Origin of the sequence: Staphylococcus sp. GDX8P114P-2 (assembly GCF_017892945.1) — a bacterium.
Taxonomy (GTDB): domain Bacteria; phylum Bacillota; class Bacilli; order Staphylococcales; family Staphylococcaceae; genus Staphylococcus; species Staphylococcus arlettae.
This window is the reverse complement of sequence record NZ_JAESMB010000018.1, coordinates 16401-36622: the sequence shown is the minus strand read 5'-3', so window position 1 is coordinate 36622 and position 20222 is coordinate 16401. Positions and strand designations below refer to the sequence as shown.

Annotated in this window: 19 protein-coding genes; 6 read left to right on the top strand and 13 right to left on the bottom strand. The window is 30.0% G+C overall.

The window, feature by feature from the left end; genetic code table 11:
- The first annotated feature begins 64 nt into the window (after positions 1-64).
- A complete protein-coding gene (locus tag KA845_RS10690; protein ID WP_002510547.1) occupies positions 65-568 on the top strand; it encodes an antibiotic biosynthesis monooxygenase in 504 nt (167 codons plus the stop codon).
- Between the two features lie 184 nt (positions 569-752).
- Here the strand turns inward: KA845_RS10690 and ecsB are convergent, their stop codons facing one another.
- Positions 753-1976: an ABC transporter permease EcsB gene (gene ecsB / locus KA845_RS10685; RefSeq protein ID WP_103388775.1), complete on the bottom strand. Its 1224-nt coding sequence runs from the start codon at positions 1974-1976 to the stop codon at positions 753-755.
- Positions 1973-2710 (bottom strand): ABC transporter ATP-binding protein EcsA, encoded by a 738-nt coding sequence (ecsA, locus tag KA845_RS10680; RefSeq protein WP_002510549.1) that lies wholly within the window; start codon positions 2708-2710, stop codon positions 1973-1975. Before ecsA ends, ecsB begins: the two co-directional genes overlap by 4 nt.
- A 129-nt stretch (positions 2711-2839) precedes the next feature.
- On the opposite strand from ecsA, the gene KA845_RS10675 reads away from it, so the two are divergent.
- The 4 genes from KA845_RS10675 to prsA all read left to right on the top strand — a co-directional run bounded on the left by KA845_RS10675 (position 2840) and on the right by prsA (position 5680).
- Positions 2840-3265 (top strand): HIT family protein, encoded by a 426-nt coding sequence (locus tag KA845_RS10675; RefSeq protein ID WP_002510550.1) that lies wholly within the window; start codon positions 2840-2842, stop codon positions 3263-3265.
- A 78-nt stretch (positions 3266-3343) separates the two neighbouring features.
- Positions 3344-3715, top strand: coding sequence for a YtxH domain-containing protein (locus tag KA845_RS10670; RefSeq protein WP_002510551.1), 372 nt, complete (start codon positions 3344-3346; stop codon positions 3713-3715).
- A gap of 152 nt (positions 3716-3867) precedes the next feature.
- The gene (locus KA845_RS10665) at positions 3868-4437 is read left to right on the top strand and encodes a DUF3267 domain-containing protein (RefSeq protein WP_002510552.1); all 570 of its coding nucleotides are present in this window, start codon (positions 3868-3870) and stop codon (positions 4435-4437) included.
- Positions 4438-4696: 259 nt separating this feature from the next.
- Positions 4697-5680, top strand: coding sequence for a peptidylprolyl isomerase PrsA (gene prsA, locus KA845_RS10660; RefSeq protein WP_210128062.1), 984 nt, complete (start codon positions 4697-4699; stop codon positions 5678-5680).
- Between the two features lie 48 nt (positions 5681-5728).
- Here the strand turns inward: prsA and yhaM are convergent, their stop codons facing one another.
- The 6 genes from yhaM to xdrA all read right to left on the bottom strand — a co-directional run bounded on the left by yhaM (position 5729) and on the right by xdrA (position 13215).
- Positions 5729-6670: a 3'-5' exoribonuclease YhaM gene (yhaM, locus tag KA845_RS10655; RefSeq protein ID WP_002509206.1), complete on the bottom strand. Its 942-nt coding sequence runs from the start codon at positions 6668-6670 to the stop codon at positions 5729-5731.
- A complete protein-coding gene (locus tag KA845_RS10650; RefSeq protein WP_002509207.1) occupies positions 6670-9603 on the bottom strand; it encodes an ATP-binding protein in 2934 nt (977 codons plus the stop codon). The genes yhaM and KA845_RS10650 overlap by 1 nt, the downstream gene beginning before the upstream one ends.
- Before the next feature lies 1 nt (position 9604).
- Entirely contained in the window at positions 9605-10789 is a 1185-nt protein-coding gene (locus KA845_RS10645; protein ID WP_002509208.1) for a metallophosphoesterase family protein, read from the bottom strand.
- Positions 10790-10993: 204 nt separating this feature from the next.
- Positions 10994-11338 carry a YlbF/YmcA family competence regulator gene (locus KA845_RS10640; protein ID WP_002509209.1) on the bottom strand — a complete coding sequence of 115 codons (345 nt, stop codon included), beginning with the start codon at positions 11336-11338 and terminating at the stop codon, positions 10994-10996.
- 71 nt (positions 11339-11409) lie between these two features.
- Positions 11410-12540 carry a DUF445 domain-containing protein gene (locus KA845_RS10635; RefSeq protein WP_002509210.1) on the bottom strand — a complete coding sequence of 377 codons (1131 nt, stop codon included), beginning with the start codon at positions 12538-12540 and terminating at the stop codon, positions 11410-11412.
- A 210-nt stretch (positions 12541-12750) separates the two neighbouring features.
- Entirely contained in the window at positions 12751-13215 is a 465-nt protein-coding gene (gene xdrA, locus KA845_RS10630) for an XRE family transcriptional regulator XdrA (RefSeq protein WP_002509211.1), read from the bottom strand.
- Between the two features lie 432 nt (positions 13216-13647).
- On the opposite strand from xdrA, the gene purU reads away from it, so the two are divergent.
- Complete coding sequence (gene purU, locus KA845_RS10625) at positions 13648-14499, top strand: formyltetrahydrofolate deformylase (protein WP_210128060.1); 852 nt, start codon at positions 13648-13650, stop codon at positions 14497-14499.
- Between the two features lie 173 nt (positions 14500-14672).
- Here purU and KA845_RS10620 read toward each other — a convergent pair whose 3' ends face one another.
- The 5 genes from KA845_RS10620 to KA845_RS10600 all read right to left on the bottom strand — a co-directional run bounded on the left by KA845_RS10620 (position 14673) and on the right by KA845_RS10600 (position 20029).
- The gene (locus tag KA845_RS10620; RefSeq protein ID WP_103388772.1) at positions 14673-15971 is read right to left on the bottom strand and encodes a dicarboxylate/amino acid:cation symporter; all 1299 of its coding nucleotides are present in this window, start codon (positions 15969-15971) and stop codon (positions 14673-14675) included.
- A gap of 408 nt (positions 15972-16379) precedes the next feature.
- Positions 16380-16850 (bottom strand): hypothetical protein, encoded by a 471-nt coding sequence (locus KA845_RS10615; protein ID WP_103388771.1) that lies wholly within the window; start codon positions 16848-16850, stop codon positions 16380-16382.
- Positions 16851-17709: 859 nt separating this feature from the next.
- Positions 17710-18177: a hypothetical protein gene (locus KA845_RS10610; RefSeq protein ID WP_103388783.1), complete on the bottom strand. Its 468-nt coding sequence runs from the start codon at positions 18175-18177 to the stop codon at positions 17710-17712.
- A gap of 90 nt (positions 18178-18267) precedes the next feature.
- Entirely contained in the window at positions 18268-18897 is a 630-nt protein-coding gene (locus KA845_RS10605) for a response regulator (protein ID WP_210128058.1), read from the bottom strand.
- Between the two features lie 16 nt (positions 18898-18913).
- Positions 18914-20029, bottom strand: coding sequence for a GAF domain-containing sensor histidine kinase (locus tag KA845_RS10600; protein ID WP_103388782.1), 1116 nt, complete (start codon positions 20027-20029; stop codon positions 18914-18916).
- Between the last annotated feature and the right edge of the window lie 193 nt (positions 20030-20222).

The window sequence follows — 20222 nt, the reverse complement described above, 5'->3', positions numbered from 1 at the left end:
ATTATAATATTACCAAAGCATAATTTTTTATTACATGTTTATTTAACTAAGGGGGACCAACGATATGAAAATCTATGCATCCTATGGAACATTTGGTTATTTAAATCAAATCCGATTGAATAATCCTAATCACAACTTACTACAATTTTCGACATCAGATTCTTCAGTAATTCTAGAAGAAACAGATAATGATACTGTCTTAAAAGAACCACTGATTTATGAAGTTATAAAATCTGAAGGTGATTTAAAAGAAGATTACTTTTATTCGGTCATATTCATACCTGCATCCGAAGATCATGCCTATCAATTAGAAAAAACACTCCAAGGGGTTACGGCAGATTTCAAACAGTTTGCTGGATTTAGAGCTTATCGTTTCTTGAAACCAGATCAAGGTTTAACTTATAAAATTTACTTTGGTTTTGAATCACGTAGTGCTTATGAAGACTTTAAAGCATCTTCTGTTTTTAAAAATCACTTCGATAAGCTTGCATTAAGTCAATTCTTTGGACTAAGCGGGCAACATTCTAGTTACTTCGAAAGATTTTTATATCCAATTGATGATAATTAAATAGCAATGTTAATACACTAAAATAGGAGTGAGACAGAAATCTGATTTTAATAAAAAATGATTTCATCGTTTCACTCCTGCTTGTAAGACTAGAATTGAAAGCTTGATTAACGAGCATTTTCAGTCATCTACTGGCAATATAAATTGAGGCTGGGTCATATCAATTATGACCCACCCTTTTTGTTTAATCTCGTAATAAAGCTTCTTGATATTTAAGTTTTTTTGTCACATTTCTAATTGTGATAGCACCCACTACAAAAAAGATTAAAGCGTAATAGAAAAACAATGGTTGCACACTTGTATAAGTGATAAATAATATTACACCTACAATAGTCATTAACCGATATAAAAATTGTTCGTATCCTTTAATCACTTTAGCATCAGACACTGGCCATACTTGTGGCCACAAACCATAGGCTTGTTGCGTATAAAATTGTGCCATTTGCAAAATAATAATATACATAAATAAACTTCCGATTATTAATGATATTATCATTTGGTCAAGCCATACCATTAAGACGATTGCTATCAAAATCAACCTTAAGATAATGTTAAATGCATCTTTACCTCTAACAAAACTGCGGATAAATAAATATAAATACATATTATTTTCATTAAATCGTTTCCCCTTAGGTGTAGGTAAAAGAGGATCTAAATAACTTCTTCTTACTGCAGTTGTTTTGATATGTTTTACATCTGTAAACATATTTACAAATTTATAATAGTTCATATGATGTTGTTCTTCAGCATTAATCATTCGTTCCCACGGAAACAATTGCTTTTGGTTTAAATAACCCAGCAATACAATTAACGCTATTAATATTATTACGATAGGTAGGCCAGATAAATTTTTAACTTCTAACGTTACATAATACATAGCCGTGTATAGAATAAACAATAACGTATGTACTGACCAACCTTCTAATTTATACTTGTACCATTGCCATTTTAACAGCAAACCTAACATTGGATTTATGAGTGCAACAATAGCAAATACAATATAAAAACTAAAGGTCTGATTATTCAGCACATAAAATAGTGGAAAGAATATGAGAACAATAACAATTTGCATCCCAACTCTCAACATATAACTATAAACAAGACTTTTCTTCATATAAGTACTCATATGTTGTTCAAACGGTAATAAAAAGAGTTTATCTGCTTCTTTCAGCAATGTTCTTATTGGAAACAGTGATGTAATAGCTACAATTATACTGACAATCAACGCATAATTAATATTTTTAGGCATCGTTTGTAACCATTCACCATAACCCAAAATAAAAGCACCTAATAATATAACTAAAAAGACTGAAAAATGACCGTTAAAAATAAATTTATTATAATATTGCTTTTCTTTTGTGATTGCTTGCTTTCTTCTATTAAATAAAGCTTTTGCACTTTGACTCATGATTGTTGTCCACCTTGAGTAACATGGATATAAATTTCGTCTAGTGTTTTATCTGTCATTCCAGTTTGCGACTGTAAGCTTGCTAAATCACCTATTGCTACGATTTCACCTTTATCTAGTATAATAAAACGGTCGCAGTATTTCTCTGCAGTTGCCAAAATATGGGTACTCATTAATACTGTTCTACCCTCTTCTTTCTTTTCTACCATTAAATCTAACATTGATTGTATACCTAATGGATCTAAACCAAGAAAAGGTTCGTCAATAATATATAATTCAGGATTAACGATAAAAGCGCATATTATCATGACTTTTTGTTTCATCCCTTTAGAGAAGTGACTAGGAAATATACCTAATTCTTGTTTAAGGCGAAAAGTTTGTAGTAATGGTTCTGCACGTTCCATAGCAGTCTCTCTATCTATACCATAAGCCATTGCTGTCATATAAATATGTTCTTGTAATGTTAGTTCGTCATATATGACTGGTGATTCTGGTATATAAGACAATTTTTTTCTATAATTTTCAACATCTTCATTAATATCAACATTCGAAATAGAAAGCTTACCTTGCATTGGGTTAAGTAGTCCTAACATATGCTTAATAGTCGTACTTTTCCCTGCGCCATTCAGTCCAATCAGCCCTACTATTTCTCCTGATTTCAATTCAAAATTTATATTGTTAATTACAGGTGTTTTACCATACCCACCTGTTAGATTTTCTACTTTTACTGTCATTTCGCACCTCCATAAAATACATTGTATCAAAAAAATAATTTCAGTGATAAATATATAGTTGAAATATTACGAATCATAACAAGGAATGCTATAATAGTCCATAACAATGATACAAGGAGTGTAGTTTATATGACTGAAACAATCTTTAGTAAAATCATCGCAGGTGACATCCCAAGTTTCAAAGTTTATGAAGATGACTACGTTTATGCCTTTTTAGATATTTCTCAAGTAACTAAAGGTCATACGTTATTAGTACCTAAAAAAGTATCAGCTAATATTTTCGAAACCGATGAAGAAACAATGAAACATATCGGTGCAGCTTTGCCAAAAGTAGCAAATGCTATCAAATCAGCATTTAATCCAGATGGTTTAAATATAATTCAAAATAATGGTGAATTTGCAGACCAATCTGTATTCCATCTACATTTCCATTTACTACCAAGATATGAAAATGATACTGATGGTTTCGGTTATAAATGGGAAACGCATGAAGATATAATTGACGATGCACAAAAAGAAACTATTGCTAAACAGATCGCTGCACAATTTGAATAATAATGCTTAATTATTCTTTAAAATGGGTAATAGTGTAATATTAATTATTGAGATATTTTAGAAATGAGGAGAGTATTTATGAAAGTAGCTCAAGTATTATTAGGATTAGGTGCAGGTGTTGCTACTGGTGTTGGTGTCGTGTTAATGAATCGTGAAAATAAAACACAAAACCAATTAACTGGTAATCAAGTAAAACCAACAGGCGCTGATTCTGAATTAAGTCGTGAAGTAGATTCAATCAAACAAAATATTAACGACATTACAAACTATGTCGCTCAAATCAAATCAGAAAGTACTGAATTCGGTAGTTCAATAGGTGATGAAGTTAAAGAAATGATTGGTTCGTTTAAAGCAGATATCAACCCAAATATTGAACGTATCCAATCACATGTAGAAAATCTACAAAACCGTGGAGAAGAAATAAGTAAAACATTTGAAAAAGATAAATAATCTATAGTTAAATTAATAGTATTTAATAGAGACATTGACGTTAGTTATGCGTGTAATGTCTCTATTTTTTATAAAACTATCTTGACGATTAATTCAATACGGTAGATAATACTTAGATATATTACACTTATCATTTAAAGGAGAATTGGTGTATGTTTTTATGCTCACGTCATATTGATATTAATGCACGCTTTGGTCTGCCAAGAATTGCTTTTTTAAGCTTTGTTGCAACCATTATTTCCTATTTAGTTTGTTTTGAAATTATGCATTATTTTTCAAACACTGCCTTAACAGATAGATATTTTTTGTTATTTCTTGTTATCGTTATTTTGCTTTATCCAGTGCATAAAGCTATACATTTAATTTTTCTGTTCCCTTATTATAAATCTTTTAAAAAATATAAACTTATACGCCAAAAGCGTGTACCTTTTTATAATACTTACGTAAATACACCTATCAATAAAATATACTTTTGCATTGATTTGGTTATGCCATTTATCATCATTTCGTCAATTTGCATTTATCTTTGCATACTTTTTCCATTCATAGGTCACTATTTGATGTTTTTATTAGCACTCAATATTGGTTATTCTATTATGGATTTCCTCTATTTAAAAATCATCGTATTTTCTAATGAAGGGACGCATATCGAAGAACACCAAACAGGTATAAATATTTTAAATTGGGTTGAACGCAGACAACTAAAATCCAATCGCGTATAAACGTTAACTCGAATAAAGCTATTCATATATGACAAAAGTACCTACAATCTTGTTAAAAACATCGATTGTAGGTTTTATCATTTCACAACCATTTACAGAAAAAATTTGATAATATGCTAATAGGTCTTTTGTATAGCGTAGTTACTCTATAGGCTATAACAACTAATACTATAGTCTTATATCATTAGTTTATAATTGGTCAAATCTTGAGTTTATGTTATATTTACCTTGTTATTATTACAAAAGGAGTTTCCAACATATGAAATCATTTAAGAAAGTCTTAATACCAGTCACTGCAAGTGCCCTTTTATTAAACGCATGCGGCAATAATACTACAGATTCTAAAGAAGATACGCTAATTTCTTCAAAAGCTGGAGATGTTAAAGTAGAAGATGTTATGAATAAAATGGGTGATGAACAAATTGCTAATAGTTCATTCCAAATTCTATTGAACAAATTGCTAGCTGATAAATATAAAGATAAAGTTGATACAGAAAAAATTGACAAAGAAATTGAAAAAGAACAAAAACAATACGGTGGTAAAGATCAATTTGAAAACATGTTAAAACAACAAAGTATGACTTTAGATGATTACAAAGAGCAAAAAAAATTACAAACTTATCAAAAACAATTATTAAATGAAAAAGTTGATATATCTGATAAAGAGATTAAAGAAGATACTAAAAAAGGTTCTCATATTTTAATTAAAGTCAAAGAAAATAAAGACGATAAAGAAGGTTTATCAGATAAAAAAGCAAAAGAAAAAGCTGAAAAAATACAAAAAGAAGTAGATAAAAACCCTGATAAATTTAGTGATATTGCTAAAGAAGAATCTAAAGACACAGCTTCTGCTAAAAAAGGTGGTAGCTTAGGTTACGTCATTAAAGGACAAATGGATGACAAGTTTGAAAAAGCCTTATTTAAACTTAAAGAAGGTGAAGTATCTGATATTGTGAAAACAGATTACGGTTATCACATCATAAAAGCAGATAAAGAATCTGATTTCGATGATGAAAAAGGTAAACTTAAATCACAAATTATACAACAAAAAGTTCAAAAAGAACCTAAACTACTAACAGATGCATACAAATCATTACTTGAAGAATATAAAGTAGACTATAAAGATAGAGATATCAAAAATGCAATTGAAGATTCAATTTTAGATCCCGAGAAAATCAAGCAACAACAGCAACAACAGCAACAACAACAAGGTGCTAGCCCTGCTATGTCATCTGGACAATAGAAATAAAAACGACACGTATGAACTTTATCATACGTGTCGTTTTTTTATTTAGTCTAACGCTGTAGGTTTATAAAATTGTCTGCCATCTAAGCCAAAGATACGTTCTGTAAACTGACCTTTTTCAGTTTTATTATATGCTTTTTCAAACATATTCATTTTCGCATCAATATTATCAATAAAGAATAAGATTTCAGCTTCTTTAATATGAGGTAACTTAGGTGAGCCAAATTCCATTTTTCCATGGTGGGCTAAAATCATATGTTTAAGCAACATGATTTCTTCACCTTCAATATTCAATTCTTTCGCTGCTTCTGATACTTCTTCACTTGCGATGGAAATGTGTCCTAATAAATTTCCTTCGACCGTGTATGTGGTAGCAACCGGTCCACTTAACTCTCTAACTTTTCCTAAATCATGTAAAATAATTGAACTATATAATAAGCTACGATTTAACAACGGATAAATATCACATATTGATTTGGCAACTTGTAACATTGTCAAAACGTGATAACTTAATCCACTGGCAAAGTTATGGTGGTGCGAACTAGCTGCTGGAAACGTAAAGAATGCATCTTGATACTTACGAATCAAATGACGTGTGATACGTTGCAAATTAGCATTTTCAATTTCTAACATATAGTGTGAAATTTCTTCTTGGATTTGGTCTGGTGTTAATGGTGCTCCACCTACAAAATCTTGCGTTTTCATATTATCTTCAGGAGTTGCTAATCTAAATTTATTAATTTTCATCTGCTTACGTCCACGGTAGTTTATAACATCACCAAGCACGTGAATAATTTTTTCAGGTTCTAATAATTTCATATCTTCTTTAGTAACTGTCCATAACTTAGCTTCTATATCTCCACTTTTATCTTGTAAATATAAAGTCATATAGTCTTTGCCTTGTGCTGTAACACCTTGTGTCGCTTTATGAATTAGGAAGAAATGATCTACTGAATCTCCTGCATTAAGTTTCTCAACATTTCTCATTATTTACCGCCTTCCTCAGGTTTATTTAAAGTGACGATTTGTTTTGTTGGTATAGATGAATCTCTCATACATGTGAAGTATAAAATCTGGTAATCATGTGGTAATGTTCTTAAATAATTTAACATCAATTCTTTACGTTTTTTATCAAAATGAACAAATGCATCATCAATAATAATTGGAAACGGATAATACGGTTTTAATGTCATAATCAAGCTCAAACGTAATGCAATGTATAGCAATTCTTTTGTTGATTGACTTAATTCAACAGGAAAATACATTTGACCATTGCTATGTTTAACCATTAAATCATTGTTAGCATAAGTTACTTGAACATAATTCCCACTTGTTAAATGATTAAAGATACTCGTTGCTTCATTAATAACTTGAGGCAATCTTTTATCTTTAATTTGTTGTATGTGACCGTCAACAAGTGCTTGCAGATAACTTAAACTTGCCCAATCTTTCGCTTCATCATTCAAGCGATTTTTCAATATATGATATTGATGTCGTAGATTTGCCAGTGTCGTATCTGTTTCCATATGTGTAATCTTAGAGTTTAAGTCACTAACTTCAGATTGTAGTTCAAGAAATTGATCATTATAGTCATCGACTTGTTTTGATAGAACTGAATCTTCTTGTGCAAGCTGTGCATACGTTTTACTACTTAATTTTGAATTATCATCATAGGAATAATTTTGATTTTCTAGATACTTAGATAAATCATTAAACCTGTTTAGTTGTTGATGATACTTTTGATAGCGTTCATGTTGTTGATAATACGATTCTTCATCTTCAACATTAACATGTTCAAACAATTGAGATACAACGTCTTGATTTTCTTGTAATCTTAATGACAATTGTTTGATTTCATTTTTTATTAATTTAATTTGATCACTATTACGTGTGAATTGCTCTAAATTACTTCTAGCCTCATTTAACCATTGTTTAACATCATGGAAAAACGCGAGTGCATTAAATTGTGTAAACTGATTTTTAGTTACTTCTTGTGCATGATTATAAAAGTTGTCAATATCGTCTTTTAAGTTATTTCTTTGTTGAATTAATTCGTTAATATGTGTATCAAACTCTTTGGCTTTATTGATAGTACTTATAATATCTATAATTAATTCGTCTGATATTTTATCAGATAAATTTAATTCTGTCTTTGCATTAGAAATATTAGTTTCAGCATTATTAAATAATTTTTGCGCATGACTATAGCTATTATTCAAATATTGCTCTTTTTTATCTAAAGCTTCTTGTGTTTTCACAGCATTATTCCATTGTTCTCTAATGCGATATTGTTCATCTAAATCAAAATCTAAATCATAATTTTGTTCCAAGTCAGCAACTTGTGATTCTAAATCTTCTATCTCTTTAGAGAAAGTTTCGCTGTGACCAACTTGTTTAGTTTTGACAAAGAACACGCCTACAATAAAGACCACTGTCAAGATTGCAAAGACGATAGCGAAAATAAGGTTCGCAGACATAAAAGCAAAAATCGTTAATCCCAAACCAATAATAGATAAAACGATAAGGCTCATTCTTAATAAATTTTGTTTACGTTCCTTTTCTTTTTGTTCGTTATCAAATGCTTCTTTCATTTTATGATAAAGATTATTTTTTTCTTTTAACTCAAATTGTTGACGGCTATGTTGTTTTTTCTTTTCAAATGTTTCTTCTGGAACGATATCTGCTTCTAAAGCATCTAGCTCGCCATCGTTTGTTTCATTATCAATTTTGTTTTCTTCTATATCTCGCTCTAATCGTTGTATATAGGCTGCTTGCTCTTGTTTCACCTTGATCTGTTCATTGACATGACTCTTCATAGCTTCCGAACTGTCTACGTCATGATAAATCTCTTGCCAGCCTATATGTGTTTGCAGACCAGCTTTTTCACGTTGTTTGTCTTGTATCTCTTTATCTAATGATTTAAGTTCAAATTCTTGTTGCTTTATTTTGTTCTCTTGCTGATACAACGCATTAATTGCTTCTATATCTTGTTTTTCAGCGACATTAATTCTATTATTTTCATTTTCTAATTGCGCTAATTTCTCTTCACGTAAGCTAATGTCTGTTTTTAAAGTGTCGATTTGACTTTTTGAAGTTTCATAACGATCAATACCTTGTTCTGGAAAATGTACTGGTTCAATATTGAGTGAACCTTCCAATGATTTCCATTCTTGTGTTTGTTCATGAAGTGCAAGCTCTTTTTGTTTTTCGTTATGCATTTTCGATAATTGTGCCAAATTTTGCTTCAAATTATTTAAACGTCGCTCTGCTTTGTCTTTATCATCTACATATCTTTGGTACGTTGTTAGTTTAGCTTCTTCGTCACGAATTTGAGCTTCTAACTGATTTAATTGTTCCAGTTGTTGATTAATTGTAGGATTCCGTCCAGATTTTTTATAAATTTCATCTTTACGTTCATGTAATTGCGCACGCATACTAGTAAATTCGGTAGAACCTAATGCGCCTGCTTGTAACAAATAATCTTGTAACTGAGTTTCATTCATATTTTTATGAATATCTTGCAGTCCTAAAACATCAAATGAAAATATGCCTTGATATGTACGTTTAGTAATATAATTTAAGTATTGTTTCAACCAGTCTTCGTCTTTAATAGCACCATTAGGTAAATATACTTTAACATCACCTGTAGCACTACCTTTAACTCGTTCAACTTGGATTTCTGAACCATCGTCCGTAATTAACGTTAACTTTCCACCGTATTGATTTCCCAATCTAGGTTCAAGCCTTGGCTCGTTTTCTTTTTTAGTTGGAAAGCCGAACAATATAGAATGGATAAAAGCTTGTATTGTAGATTTACCCGTTTCATTTTCTCCATATATTTCAGTAAAAGTATCATTGAATTCAATTTTACTTTCAATGAATTGACCGTAACCATAAATATCCAAAGATTTTATTTTCAATTTACTCACCTCCCATGTCTTCTTTTAACAAGTTTTCCGCATGTTGTATTAATGTTCTTCTATCAAACTCTGAAAAATTATCTAAATACTTCGATGCTTTGGGATTCAAGTATAAATCGTTCATCGCTCGTTCAAATAGATTATCATCATTTATTAAATCTTGAGAAAATTCATTCACGAGCGGGTGTCTACTTTCTACATTTGGTACGATATTTAAATCTTCTATAAACACAAAATTATGCTCATTTTTTTCATAATCACTAATCATCTCTTGGACTTGCAATTTGTCTTGTTGTGATATAGCCTGGTCAGAATTAACTAATACATCAAGTCGATAAATTGCCTTACCTTGTTCTCTAACACTTGCTTTAAAGCTTTGAATTTCTTCAAACAATCCTTGTTTAGTAGTTTTATCTGAAGTAATTTGAGCTTGTTCGAAACGAATGTGTTGTGTAGCTATAAATTGAGCTGTTAATTTTAAGTGATCTCCTTCTACTAATAGACACCCTTTTTCTCCTTGTTCTTTAAAGTGTCTACCTTGAATATTACCTGGATATTGAATTTGTGGCATTTCACTTAACGTTTGTCTCTCATGTATATGACCTAATGCCCAATAATGATACAGTTTTTTATTTAAATCTTCGAGTATAAATTCTGTATAACGGTCTTTAGCATTTGATTTACTATAAGTACCATGCAAGATTCCGATATGTATGCCTTTTTGACCTTGACTAGATGGGTATGCATCTATTTTATTTTCATAACTGGCATCATTTTGATAACTAAAACCATGTAAATAAATTTCTTCTCCGTTTTTAGTTATTGTTTGATATGTTTCAACATTCTCTGAAAATACAGAAACATTTTCTGGCCATTCAGTTCCAACTTTATTTGACAGTGGATCATGATTACCATGACAAATATATACAAATATTTGTTCTTTATTCAATCTCTCAAATTGTTCTTTTAGAAATACTTCAGCACGCAATGTTCTGTTTTGTTGATCAAACAAATCACCTGCAATAATTAAAAAATCTACTTCTTCAGTTAAGGCTAAATCGACAATTCTTGTAAAACTTTCATAAGCACTATTTTGCATATCTTCAAATATTGATTGACTTAAATAACTTCTAGATTTGAATGGACTATCTAAATGTAAGTCAGCACAATGAATAAATTTAACCATATCCAATAGATCTCCTTTGTACAAGGGTATTTTTAAAGATGACGTGATAATGATTCATGTAACATTGAAATGTTCCTATGGTGAGATTAACACGCACTTTTACATTTATATTTTATCACACTCTTTTCATTTCAGTCGACAAACAAAAAGCCACAACACAAATATTTGTGTTGTGGCTATAATCTATCCGATTAATCAAGTTGATTAGTCAGCATAAATTTCATCTAAAGGTTTTACAATGATTTGATTGATTTCTTGGAATACTTGGCTCATTTTTTGTTCAGCAGCCATTAATTCAGAAATGTTAGAATCATTTTCGATTTGTTGAGCTTGCTCTTGCGCTTTTTGTAGCTCTTCTTCACCGATTTCTTCACCTTGCATTTGTTTTTGTTGGAAACTTAATTGAGTTTCACGGAATTCTTCGAATAATTTTTTTGATTCTTCATTAGCTTTAACATTTTCATAAGCGTTTTGAATAGCTTGGTACTCATCACTTTCTCTTAAAGCTTGTTCTAGTTGGTTTGCATGATCGTATAAATTTACTGCCATAACTTATTCACTCCTTCTGTGTATGTGTGTCTTTTAACCACATCGATAATACAATAACATACTTTTATTTGTTATACAAAGATAGCAATTACACCTTGTAATGCGCCTATAATACCACCTAATAAAAATCCTAAAGACATAATTAATTTTAATTCTTTATTAGCAATATCGATAATTAATTTTTCTATATAATCTAACTCAAATGAATTTACCTGTTCTTCAACAAGACCACGTAAGTTTATTTTTTTCATAATTGGTGATAACTTTTGTGAAACATTATCAATGATTATATGCGTTAATTTAGTAGTGAATGTCGACTCTAAATAAGTAATAAAATTCGGCATTAATTGATTAAATGGTTTATTTACGTTTTTATCTATTTGCATATAACCAATAACTAAATCTTTAAATGCACCTTTTAAAGTCACAAATTGTTCTTCATTTACTACCTCATGTAGCGGTTTTTGTTTTAGATTGCTATATTCATCTTTAATGATTTCTTGAGCAATGCTTTTGGCTTTTGGATGACTTGTCATTCGTATTAATTCACTTTGAATACGATCTGCGATACTTTCTTTGGACATAAACATTTGTAATAAACCAATAATTTTGCCCTTTTCAGCAAAAAATGTATCTAACATTGAGGCAATGTCGTGCGTACCTTTTGCCGATCGTAAGTATGCATTTGCTCTATCAAAAAGCATTTCATGTAAATTTTCGACTTTAGCGTCTACGAGTGTTGTCATTTCAGTTGGTACTATTGATTCAATCGAATCTGTATAGTGATTGTCATAGTATGCTTGAAGTTTATCTGAAATAAAATGATCTGTTTTATCTTCAACTAATGTCGCAATTTCAATATCAAATTTCTGAGCAAATTGGTGTATTGTAGCATTGTCATGTTTTAATTTCCCAATTTGTTCTGTAATCATATCATGTATCGCTTGCTGTGATGTCGCAGTATTTAACTTTGCTTTTATTAAACTTTCTGTTAATAAGTGTTCTTCGATAACTTGTCCGATTTTTGTAGCAATTTCACCTCTACGTTTCGGAATCAGTCCCGGTGTGAATGGGACACGTTTGTTAAAGATATAATACGTTTTAAATGGATGAAATAACATTCTAACTGCAATGATATTTGTAACTCCACCTATAATTGCACCTATAATAACCATAAATAATATTATTAGCAATGCATGCATGCTGTAGCACTCCTTTAAATTGAACTTCGTCACACAAACATTATATATTGAAAAACCAGTATTTTATAATTATTGTACTTACATCATTAAATCTATATGATACTTTGAACAAATAAAAAAGACCTAATGATATAGGTCTATTCTATACAGTGATTAAATCATTAAATATCATATTATATTAATAATCCTACTATCACTTCGAATTACTTATTATACATGCATTAATTCTTCTTTTGAAATTCTACCAAAGTACGTTTCTGCTTCTCTTAATTTTGAAGTACCAAAAATTGGTTGCGTTTCTTGATTTAACACTCTGTAAATATCGCTTACTTTATTACTTTGTAATATGTAACCATTACGAGTATCTACAGTATTCCAATATATATCACTTGTAGTTGAGTGATTTGGATACGCACAATGATTTCTTGAAATAGTTTGTACCATTTCTAATGGATCACATCCGAATGTACTGTTAAGTACATCTGAATCTCTAAATAATGCACAAATCGATACACAAGTTGTCCAATTTGGTAATACTCTTTCTTTTTCTATTTGAACTAAAGTTTTCTTTGATAGTCCTATTGTTTGAGCCATAGTATCTTGTGTATACCCTGCCTCAATACGCACCATTTTGAACTTTGTTTGAATTAAATCTGTAAAACTTTGTCTATCCATTACTTTAATCTACCTTTCATAAAAGAAATATTTTATCCGGACACAAGAAATTGCAATAATACACGCTTCTTGAAACACAAATTACATCTTAATACAATTTTAACTAAAATAAAAGAGTGAAATTCATTTTTCGTAATATTTTATTATTGGCACAATTGTCAAAATAATCTAACGGTTTCCAACCATACTCGTACATTTCAGACTTGTGCAGAATCTTGTATTCGGAATCTTACATATGTAATCGCTTCTTTTTTTTAACTTTTTACTCTTTTTTACTAAAATCACTACATTATATTATAACCTACTTTTAGTTACTATTCATCGTTAATTTTAAAGTTCATTAATTTTTCATATTTGGGATAATATAATTTTACAGTTGTCAGAATTTTCATTATAATCAAAGTTACTTTTAAAAATTAGGAGTGGAAAGCAATGCATGATAAATATATGTTACTCGCAACATGTAAGGATAAAGTAGGTATTACTTCTTTAATTACTAGCACCATAGCTCAATATAATTCTAATATTTTACATTTAGATCATTTTACTGAGTATGATAATAAAAATGATACTGAAGGTAATTTATACTTACGTTTTGAGTTTGAAAAGGTAGATGGTGTTAAGGCAGCATTAGAAACGGAATTAGCAAGCCACAATATTACATATGAACTATTTGATAGTTCTGTCAAAACGAAAATTGCGTTATTTGTCTCAAAAGAAGATCATGCTTTTAACGAAGTATTATTACGTGTACAACGTGAAGAAATCCCAGCCGAAATCGTTTGTGTTGTTAGTAACCATGAAAACAATCGCCATTTTGCCGAAAGTTTCAATATTCCTTTTTATTACGTACCAAGTAATGAAGAAAAACCAGTAGTTGAACAAAAAATCTTAGATATTTGTGTCAAACATGACACTGAACTTATCGTTTTAGCTAAATATATGCAAATACTATCAGATAATTTCGTTAATCATTATGAACATAAAATCATCAATATTCACCACTCGTTCTTACCTTCATTCATTGGAGCAAACCCATACAAACAAGCATGGGAACGAGGCGTCAAACTTGTAGGAGCTACGGGGCATTATGTTACGTCTGATTTAGATGAAGGACCCATCATCGATCAAGACGTTATACGTATCAACCACCGTTATAATGTCCAAGATTTGCGTAAAACAGGTCGTCATGTAGAGTCACAAGTGTTAGCTCAAGCAGTAGAATATCACGTTTTGCATAAAGTAATTGTCACAACAGGTAATAAAACTATAGTTTTTGCATAAACTTAAAGGGAGTGGGACAGAAATCTGATTTTGAAAAAATGATTTCGTTGTCCCACCCCGGCAAGGATGACTAGCGTTGAAAAAAGCTTGGTTTGAAGCGCATTTTCAATACAGTCAGCTACTGCCAATATGCAAAGAGGCTAGGACAATATTGTCCCAGCCTTTTATTATGTTTAAACTGGTTCGTTAGCCCCAGATTGATTGCGTTGTAATTTTTTCTCTTCATTTTTTGAAATAATAAGTGCACATGTTGCATCACCAGTAATGTTTACAGATGTTCTTGTCATATCTAGTAGTCTATCTATACCAAGAATAATACCTATGGCTGCAGGATTTAATCCTATTGCATTTAGTACCATGGCAAGCATGATCAAGCCTACACCTGGCACTCCTGCCGTACCAATCGATGCCACTACTGCAATGACTACGACTGTAATTAATTGCATAAGTGATAGATCAACACCTGAAATTTGTGCAATAAATATTGTAGCTACCCCTTGCATTATTGCAGTTCCATCCATGTTGATCGTTGCACCTAGCGGCTGAACAAAGGACGCAATTTCTGGTCGTACCCCCATTTTCTTCGTACATTTCATTGATACAGGTAAAGTTGCAGTTGAACTTGATGCACTAAAACCTAATGTAATGGCTGGTAAAAAGCCTTTGAAAAATTCCAATGGTTTGGATTTTCCTAAGAATTTTATAGCAGAACCATAGACGACAAAGAAATGTATAAACAATGCGAGTAAAACAATAAAGAAATACATACCTAATTGTTTAATAGCACCGAATCCTGCCCCTGTAAATGCATGAGCTACTAAACCAAATGTACCAATTGGTGCAAATAGATTCATTATCATCGTTATAATATACATCAAGACTTCATTAGTTTGTTCAAAAAACTTGTGCACTATTTGTGCTTTTGAACCTATCATGATAATACCTACACCTATAAAAATAGCAAAGGTGATAATTTGTAGCATATTTCCTTCAGACATTGCCTGAAGTGGATTTTTTGGAAATAGATTTATAAGTGTCTGATCAAACGTTTGTTCTGCAGCGTTATCACTGCCTTGACTTTGTTTATCTAATGTTTTTTGATAACTAGAAACATCTTCACTTTTTAATAAATCAGAATGACCATCACCAGGTTTAAATATTAATGCAAGCGCAATACCAATACATATTGCAATAGCAGTAGTTGATAAGAAAAATCCTAGTGTTTTTAATCCAATACCCCCTAATAATTTTGGATCTCCAACACCCACTACCCCTAGCACAATTGATACAAATACTACTGGCACAACTAACATAAATATAAGATTTAAGAAAATTTGTCCAATAACATTAAAGACATATTTATCAATGCCCTCTACAAATTGTGCTTGTGCAAACATATTACAGATTGAACCTACAGCAATACCTAAAATTAAAGCAATAACAATTTTGATACTTAAGTTTTTTGTTTTCATATCCATCCCTCCTTGTTATTATTCTTTATTATATAGAAAAACAATAATATTTAAAGGAAAAATACAATTTCATAATAAAATACCATGTCTATAGTAATAAACATGGTATTTTCCAACTCATTTAATTATAAAACTCACTTCTTTGTCTTTTAATTTTTCCGACTTAGTTTAATTTTTCAATAAATTCTTCATTATTACTTAAATTTTGACTTTCCCAATATTCTTCAGATACAGGAAGAAGGACGATGCAATAGCGTTATTTATCTAGTTATTACCTCTTTGAGTTAATAAGGCAGAAGATATAGTAAGATTAATGAACCATATAGTATGACTTGACTATATGGCCTTTAAACTTTTCATAACTATTAAGTTGAAGTTACTGGTTACAAAATGAGTCTTTTATTTCTCCTAATTTCTAAAACCATTTAATAAGTCTTTTAAAAATATTCTTGCATAACTACCATAGCTAAATATGTATAAAATAATATTAATCACTATTAATCCAATAGTAATTAATAAGGTATAAAGTGAAATATTTCTACCAATTCCAAAACCTGCCATTCCTAAATAGGCAGTTATTAATACCATTATTAAAGACAAAACATTAAACAACTTACTGTATATATCTATTATGGTTTCCACTGTTTTATCACTATATTTAGCTTTTATTAGTTTTAATGAATCTACCATAGTCTTTATTAAAATGAATGATATATATACATATACAGCTATTTCAATCAAATAAACTAGTGAAAAGTTTGATATATGTATAATCCCTATCAAAATAGTACAATAAAATGGTAAAAACAATAATGATAGAGTAAAAAATATTAACGCCTTAATATATAATTTAGGTTTCCAAATTTCTCCTTTAAACAATAAGGGTACTCCTATCAAAGAAAAACAAAACATAGTGCTAAATGTTAAAGCATTTATCTGAATCATATAAAAAAAGTCATTTTTATTAGTTAGATTAATAAGAATTAAAACGTTCAAACCAAATAGTATTAAAATACTTATAATATAAACCAAATAAGTTTTTTTAATTATATTAATGGAGCTTACCTTTAAAATATTCCTCACCTCTTTATATTTTATATATTACAATATAAAATATTTTTAACTAAATTATAATAACTAAATATAATTAATGAATTTTTCGTTATTTAAAATTATTCATTTTTATAAATAGACATTTTTTATTATTGCACTTCTATATTTTACAGCAGATAAATTTTAAAGGATCACTTTAGTATTTCACTTTTTATTATAGCTAATTTCATAATTTTAGACTTATTTGAAAAGCTACTAAAAAGAGACATTGAATTTACATAAAATTTTAACTACACATGCAAATTAACTATAGTAACCTAAATATTTCACTTTGTGTTATTGAAATTGTATAAGTTATTTTACTCAATTCTTGCTCTGTATATTCATTTATATTTTTTGAAATATTTTCTAAATGTAAAGCAAGTATACCTGACTGTGTACGTGCTTCTGAAATATCACATTGTTCAGTTGCATTTCTAGCTCTTCTATAGAAATTTCACTAAAATAGTTATAAATATTTTCAATTTCATTCATGATTTCTTCATAATTTTTCAAATTGAAGAATTAAAATTTTGATATTTCAATAAACATTAAAAATAAAGATGAATGTATTTCTAAAAAAATTAAATTTATAATTGCAAACCTATGATAAACAGAGATTAAAAATAATGTATAATATTTAACATTATTTTTTCACTCTTTTATTTAATAAATAGCCTATAATAAATAATAATCCCAGCACTATTACTATTCCTAGAAAATTAAAAAAACCTGAAAATAATCCTGTATCTTCTTTTTTATATTCGGTATTTAAATCTTTTTCATCTAATCTTTCATCACTTGGACTATCTAAAACAGCTTTCGTTACTTTAATTTTATTTTTGCTTTCTTTTTGGAAATAGTAAGTTTCAATACCACCTGTTTCTTCTCTTTGGAAAGTTATATTAAATTTACCATTGTCATCAGAAGCTATAGCATAAGTTTGGCTAGTTGCATTCTCACCTAATTTAACAGTTTCACCATCAAAAATTATTTTTCCTTCTGCATCATTTTGACTTATCCAAGTTCCTTCTAAAAATTCTTCATCAACTTTATTACCACAACTTGCAGCAAAAAATAATAAACAACCAACTATTACCAATAACTTTTTCACAATAATTCCTCCTTTTATATATTAATCAGTATACAAAAGTCGATTATTACAGTCTATAACTTTATTATTAATTAAATATATTTATCATTTTCACACTATTTTATTTTCCATCGCGTAAATTGCAGCTTGCGTTCTATCTGAAACTTGTAGCTTATTTAATATATGACTGACATGAGTTTTTATTGTTTTTTCTGAAACAAATAATGTTTCTGCAATATCTTTATTGGTCTTACCTTTAACCATTTCGGATAAGACTTCAATTTCTCGTTTTGATAATTTGTTCGTCATATGAGGTTTATTACGTACCGCTTCAATTACACTTTGAGCTTGCGGGTGTATAATTTTTTCGCCATTCAACACACTTTTAATAGTATTAATTAACTGTTCAGGTTCAACATCTTTCATTTCATAGCCATCTGCACCTTTATCAACGGCTGAAATAACATGCTCATCATCTATGTAACTCGTTAATACTAAAATTTTGATATCTGGATACTTGGTTTTCAATATTTCAGTTATTTCAATACCATTCATTTCAGGCATAACTAAATCGAGTAATACTATGTCTGGCATATTATCTTGATGCTCTGCTAAATGCGTTAAAAAGGTTTTACCATCTGAGAATCCCATTACAACTTCTAAGTCATCAACTGTTGATAATAAAAATTCTAAACCTTGTCTTACAATATGAAGATCATCTACTAACATTATTCGATACATTAATAATCTTCCTCCCTTAGGCTTTAACGGGAATCAGTAACGCGATTGTCGTACCTGCTCCCTCTGTTGAGTTAACTTGTAAATTTCCATCTATCATCTTCGTTCGTTGTTTCATATTATTAAGACCATGTGCATTGTCCACTGCTTTTTGACCACTATCAAAACCGTTGCCGTCATCGCTTATTTCAATAAATATATGGCTAGCTGTTTGATTTAAAGTTAAGTGTACATTTGAAGTACCTGCATGTTTACGTGTATTATTTAATGCTTCTTGCATTATTCTATATACATTTTCTTCTATTAAGCTAGGTAATTTAATTAAACCCTCAACATCGACAGTCAATGATAGATTTACCATTTCACTATATTTAGTTATCGCAAATATTAACCCCTGTTCCAGTCCTATAGGTTTTAATTGCCAAATTAACGCTCGCATTTCATTAACTGCTTGTTGGCTCGTCTCTTCAATCACAGTGAATGCTTGTTGTGACACACTTTCTTTAGACATTACTTTTGCTGCGTGTGCAGTTAATTTTACTGAAAATAACATTTGATTCACTGAATCATGCAAATCTCTCGCCAGTCTATTTCGTTCATTTATACGTGCTGCTTCTTTTTCTTGATCGGTCAACATAATACGTTTAATCGCTGAACCGATTTGAAAAGCTACTGATTCTAGTAATTCTAAATCTTCTTCACTGTAGCGCTTTGTATGCGGTGTGGCAACATTTAACAAACCAAATTGTTCAGAACCTGAGCGAAGTGGTACGGTTGCGTGGTGTGTCACACCATCTGTTTCTTCATGATAAGCATGATTTGCCAAATTAATACGCGAACAATTTATAATATTTGAGGCTTTCGTTAGTTTTTCATTATGATATGCTTGGACACACCAACAAGTGCCATCTTTCATATATTTACAATCATGTTTTGACAGTGCTCTCGGCAAATCGACATCAGATACTAATTCATGATGTCCTTCATCATCTATAAAAAATATCCAACCTGTTGTAAATTCAGTGCCATCGATTAAAAATCTCAACGCACCTTGCATCATATTGTAAGTTTCGGTTTCTTCATTTAAATATTCGGCTATTTCTTTTAATAAAGCCAAACGGGTAGGCTTTTCCATATATTGTCCCCCCTTTTCACTTGTTGCTCACTTTATATTATACAGCTTCATTACTATAAACGAAATATAAGTAAAACTTTTAACTGCAAAGCTACTGAGACTTTAAATGTGTATAGTAACTCTATGTTTACCTAATAAATAGCAAGGACTATATTATTTTATAGGAATACACTATATTCAGATTTTTTTAGTG

Excerpts from the sequence above, each read along its gene's own strand:
- KA845_RS10690 (WP_002510547.1), top strand. The coding sequence starts at position 65 with ATGAAAATCTATGCATCCTATGGAACATTTGGTTATTTAAATCAAATC.
- ecsB (WP_103388775.1), bottom strand. The coding sequence starts at position 1,976 with ATGAGTCAAAGTGCAAAAGCTTTATTTAATAGAAGAAAGCAAGCAATC.
- ecsA (WP_002510549.1), bottom strand. The coding sequence starts at position 2,710 with ATGACAGTAAAAGTAGAAAATCTAACAGGTGGGTATGGTAAAACACCT.
- KA845_RS10675 (WP_002510550.1), top strand. The coding sequence starts at position 2,840 with ATGACTGAAACAATCTTTAGTAAAATCATCGCAGGTGACATCCCAAGT.
- KA845_RS10670 (WP_002510551.1), top strand. The coding sequence starts at position 3,344 with ATGAAAGTAGCTCAAGTATTATTAGGATTAGGTGCAGGTGTTGCTACT.
- KA845_RS10665 (WP_002510552.1), top strand. The coding sequence starts at position 3,868 with ATGTTTTTATGCTCACGTCATATTGATATTAATGCACGCTTTGGTCTG.
- prsA (WP_210128062.1), top strand. The coding sequence starts at position 4,697 with ATGAAATCATTTAAGAAAGTCTTAATACCAGTCACTGCAAGTGCCCTT.
- yhaM (WP_002509206.1), bottom strand. The coding sequence starts at position 6,670 with ATGAGAAATGTTGAGAAACTTAATGCAGGAGATTCAGTAGATCATTTC.
- KA845_RS10645 (WP_002509208.1), bottom strand. The coding sequence starts at position 10,789 with ATGGTTAAATTTATTCATTGTGCTGACTTACATTTAGATAGTCCATTC.
- KA845_RS10640 (WP_002509209.1), bottom strand. The coding sequence starts at position 11,338 with ATGGCAGTAAATTTATACGATCATGCAAACCAACTAGAACAAGCTTTA.
- KA845_RS10635 (WP_002509210.1), bottom strand. The coding sequence starts at position 12,540 with ATGCATGCATTGCTAATAATATTATTTATGGTTATTATAGGTGCAATT.
- xdrA (WP_002509211.1), bottom strand. The coding sequence starts at position 13,215 with ATGGATAGACAAAGTTTTACAGATTTAATTCAAACAAAGTTCAAAATG.
- purU (WP_210128060.1), top strand. The coding sequence starts at position 13,648 with ATGCATGATAAATATATGTTACTCGCAACATGTAAGGATAAAGTAGGT.
- KA845_RS10620 (WP_103388772.1), bottom strand. The coding sequence starts at position 15,971 with ATGAAAACAAAAAACTTAAGTATCAAAATTGTTATTGCTTTAATTTTA.
- KA845_RS10605 (WP_210128058.1), bottom strand. The coding sequence starts at position 18,897 with ATGTATCGAATAATGTTAGTAGATGATCTTCATATTGTAAGACAAGGT.
- KA845_RS10600 (WP_103388782.1), bottom strand. The coding sequence starts at position 20,029 with ATGGAAAAGCCTACCCGTTTGGCTTTATTAAAAGAAATAGCCGAATAT.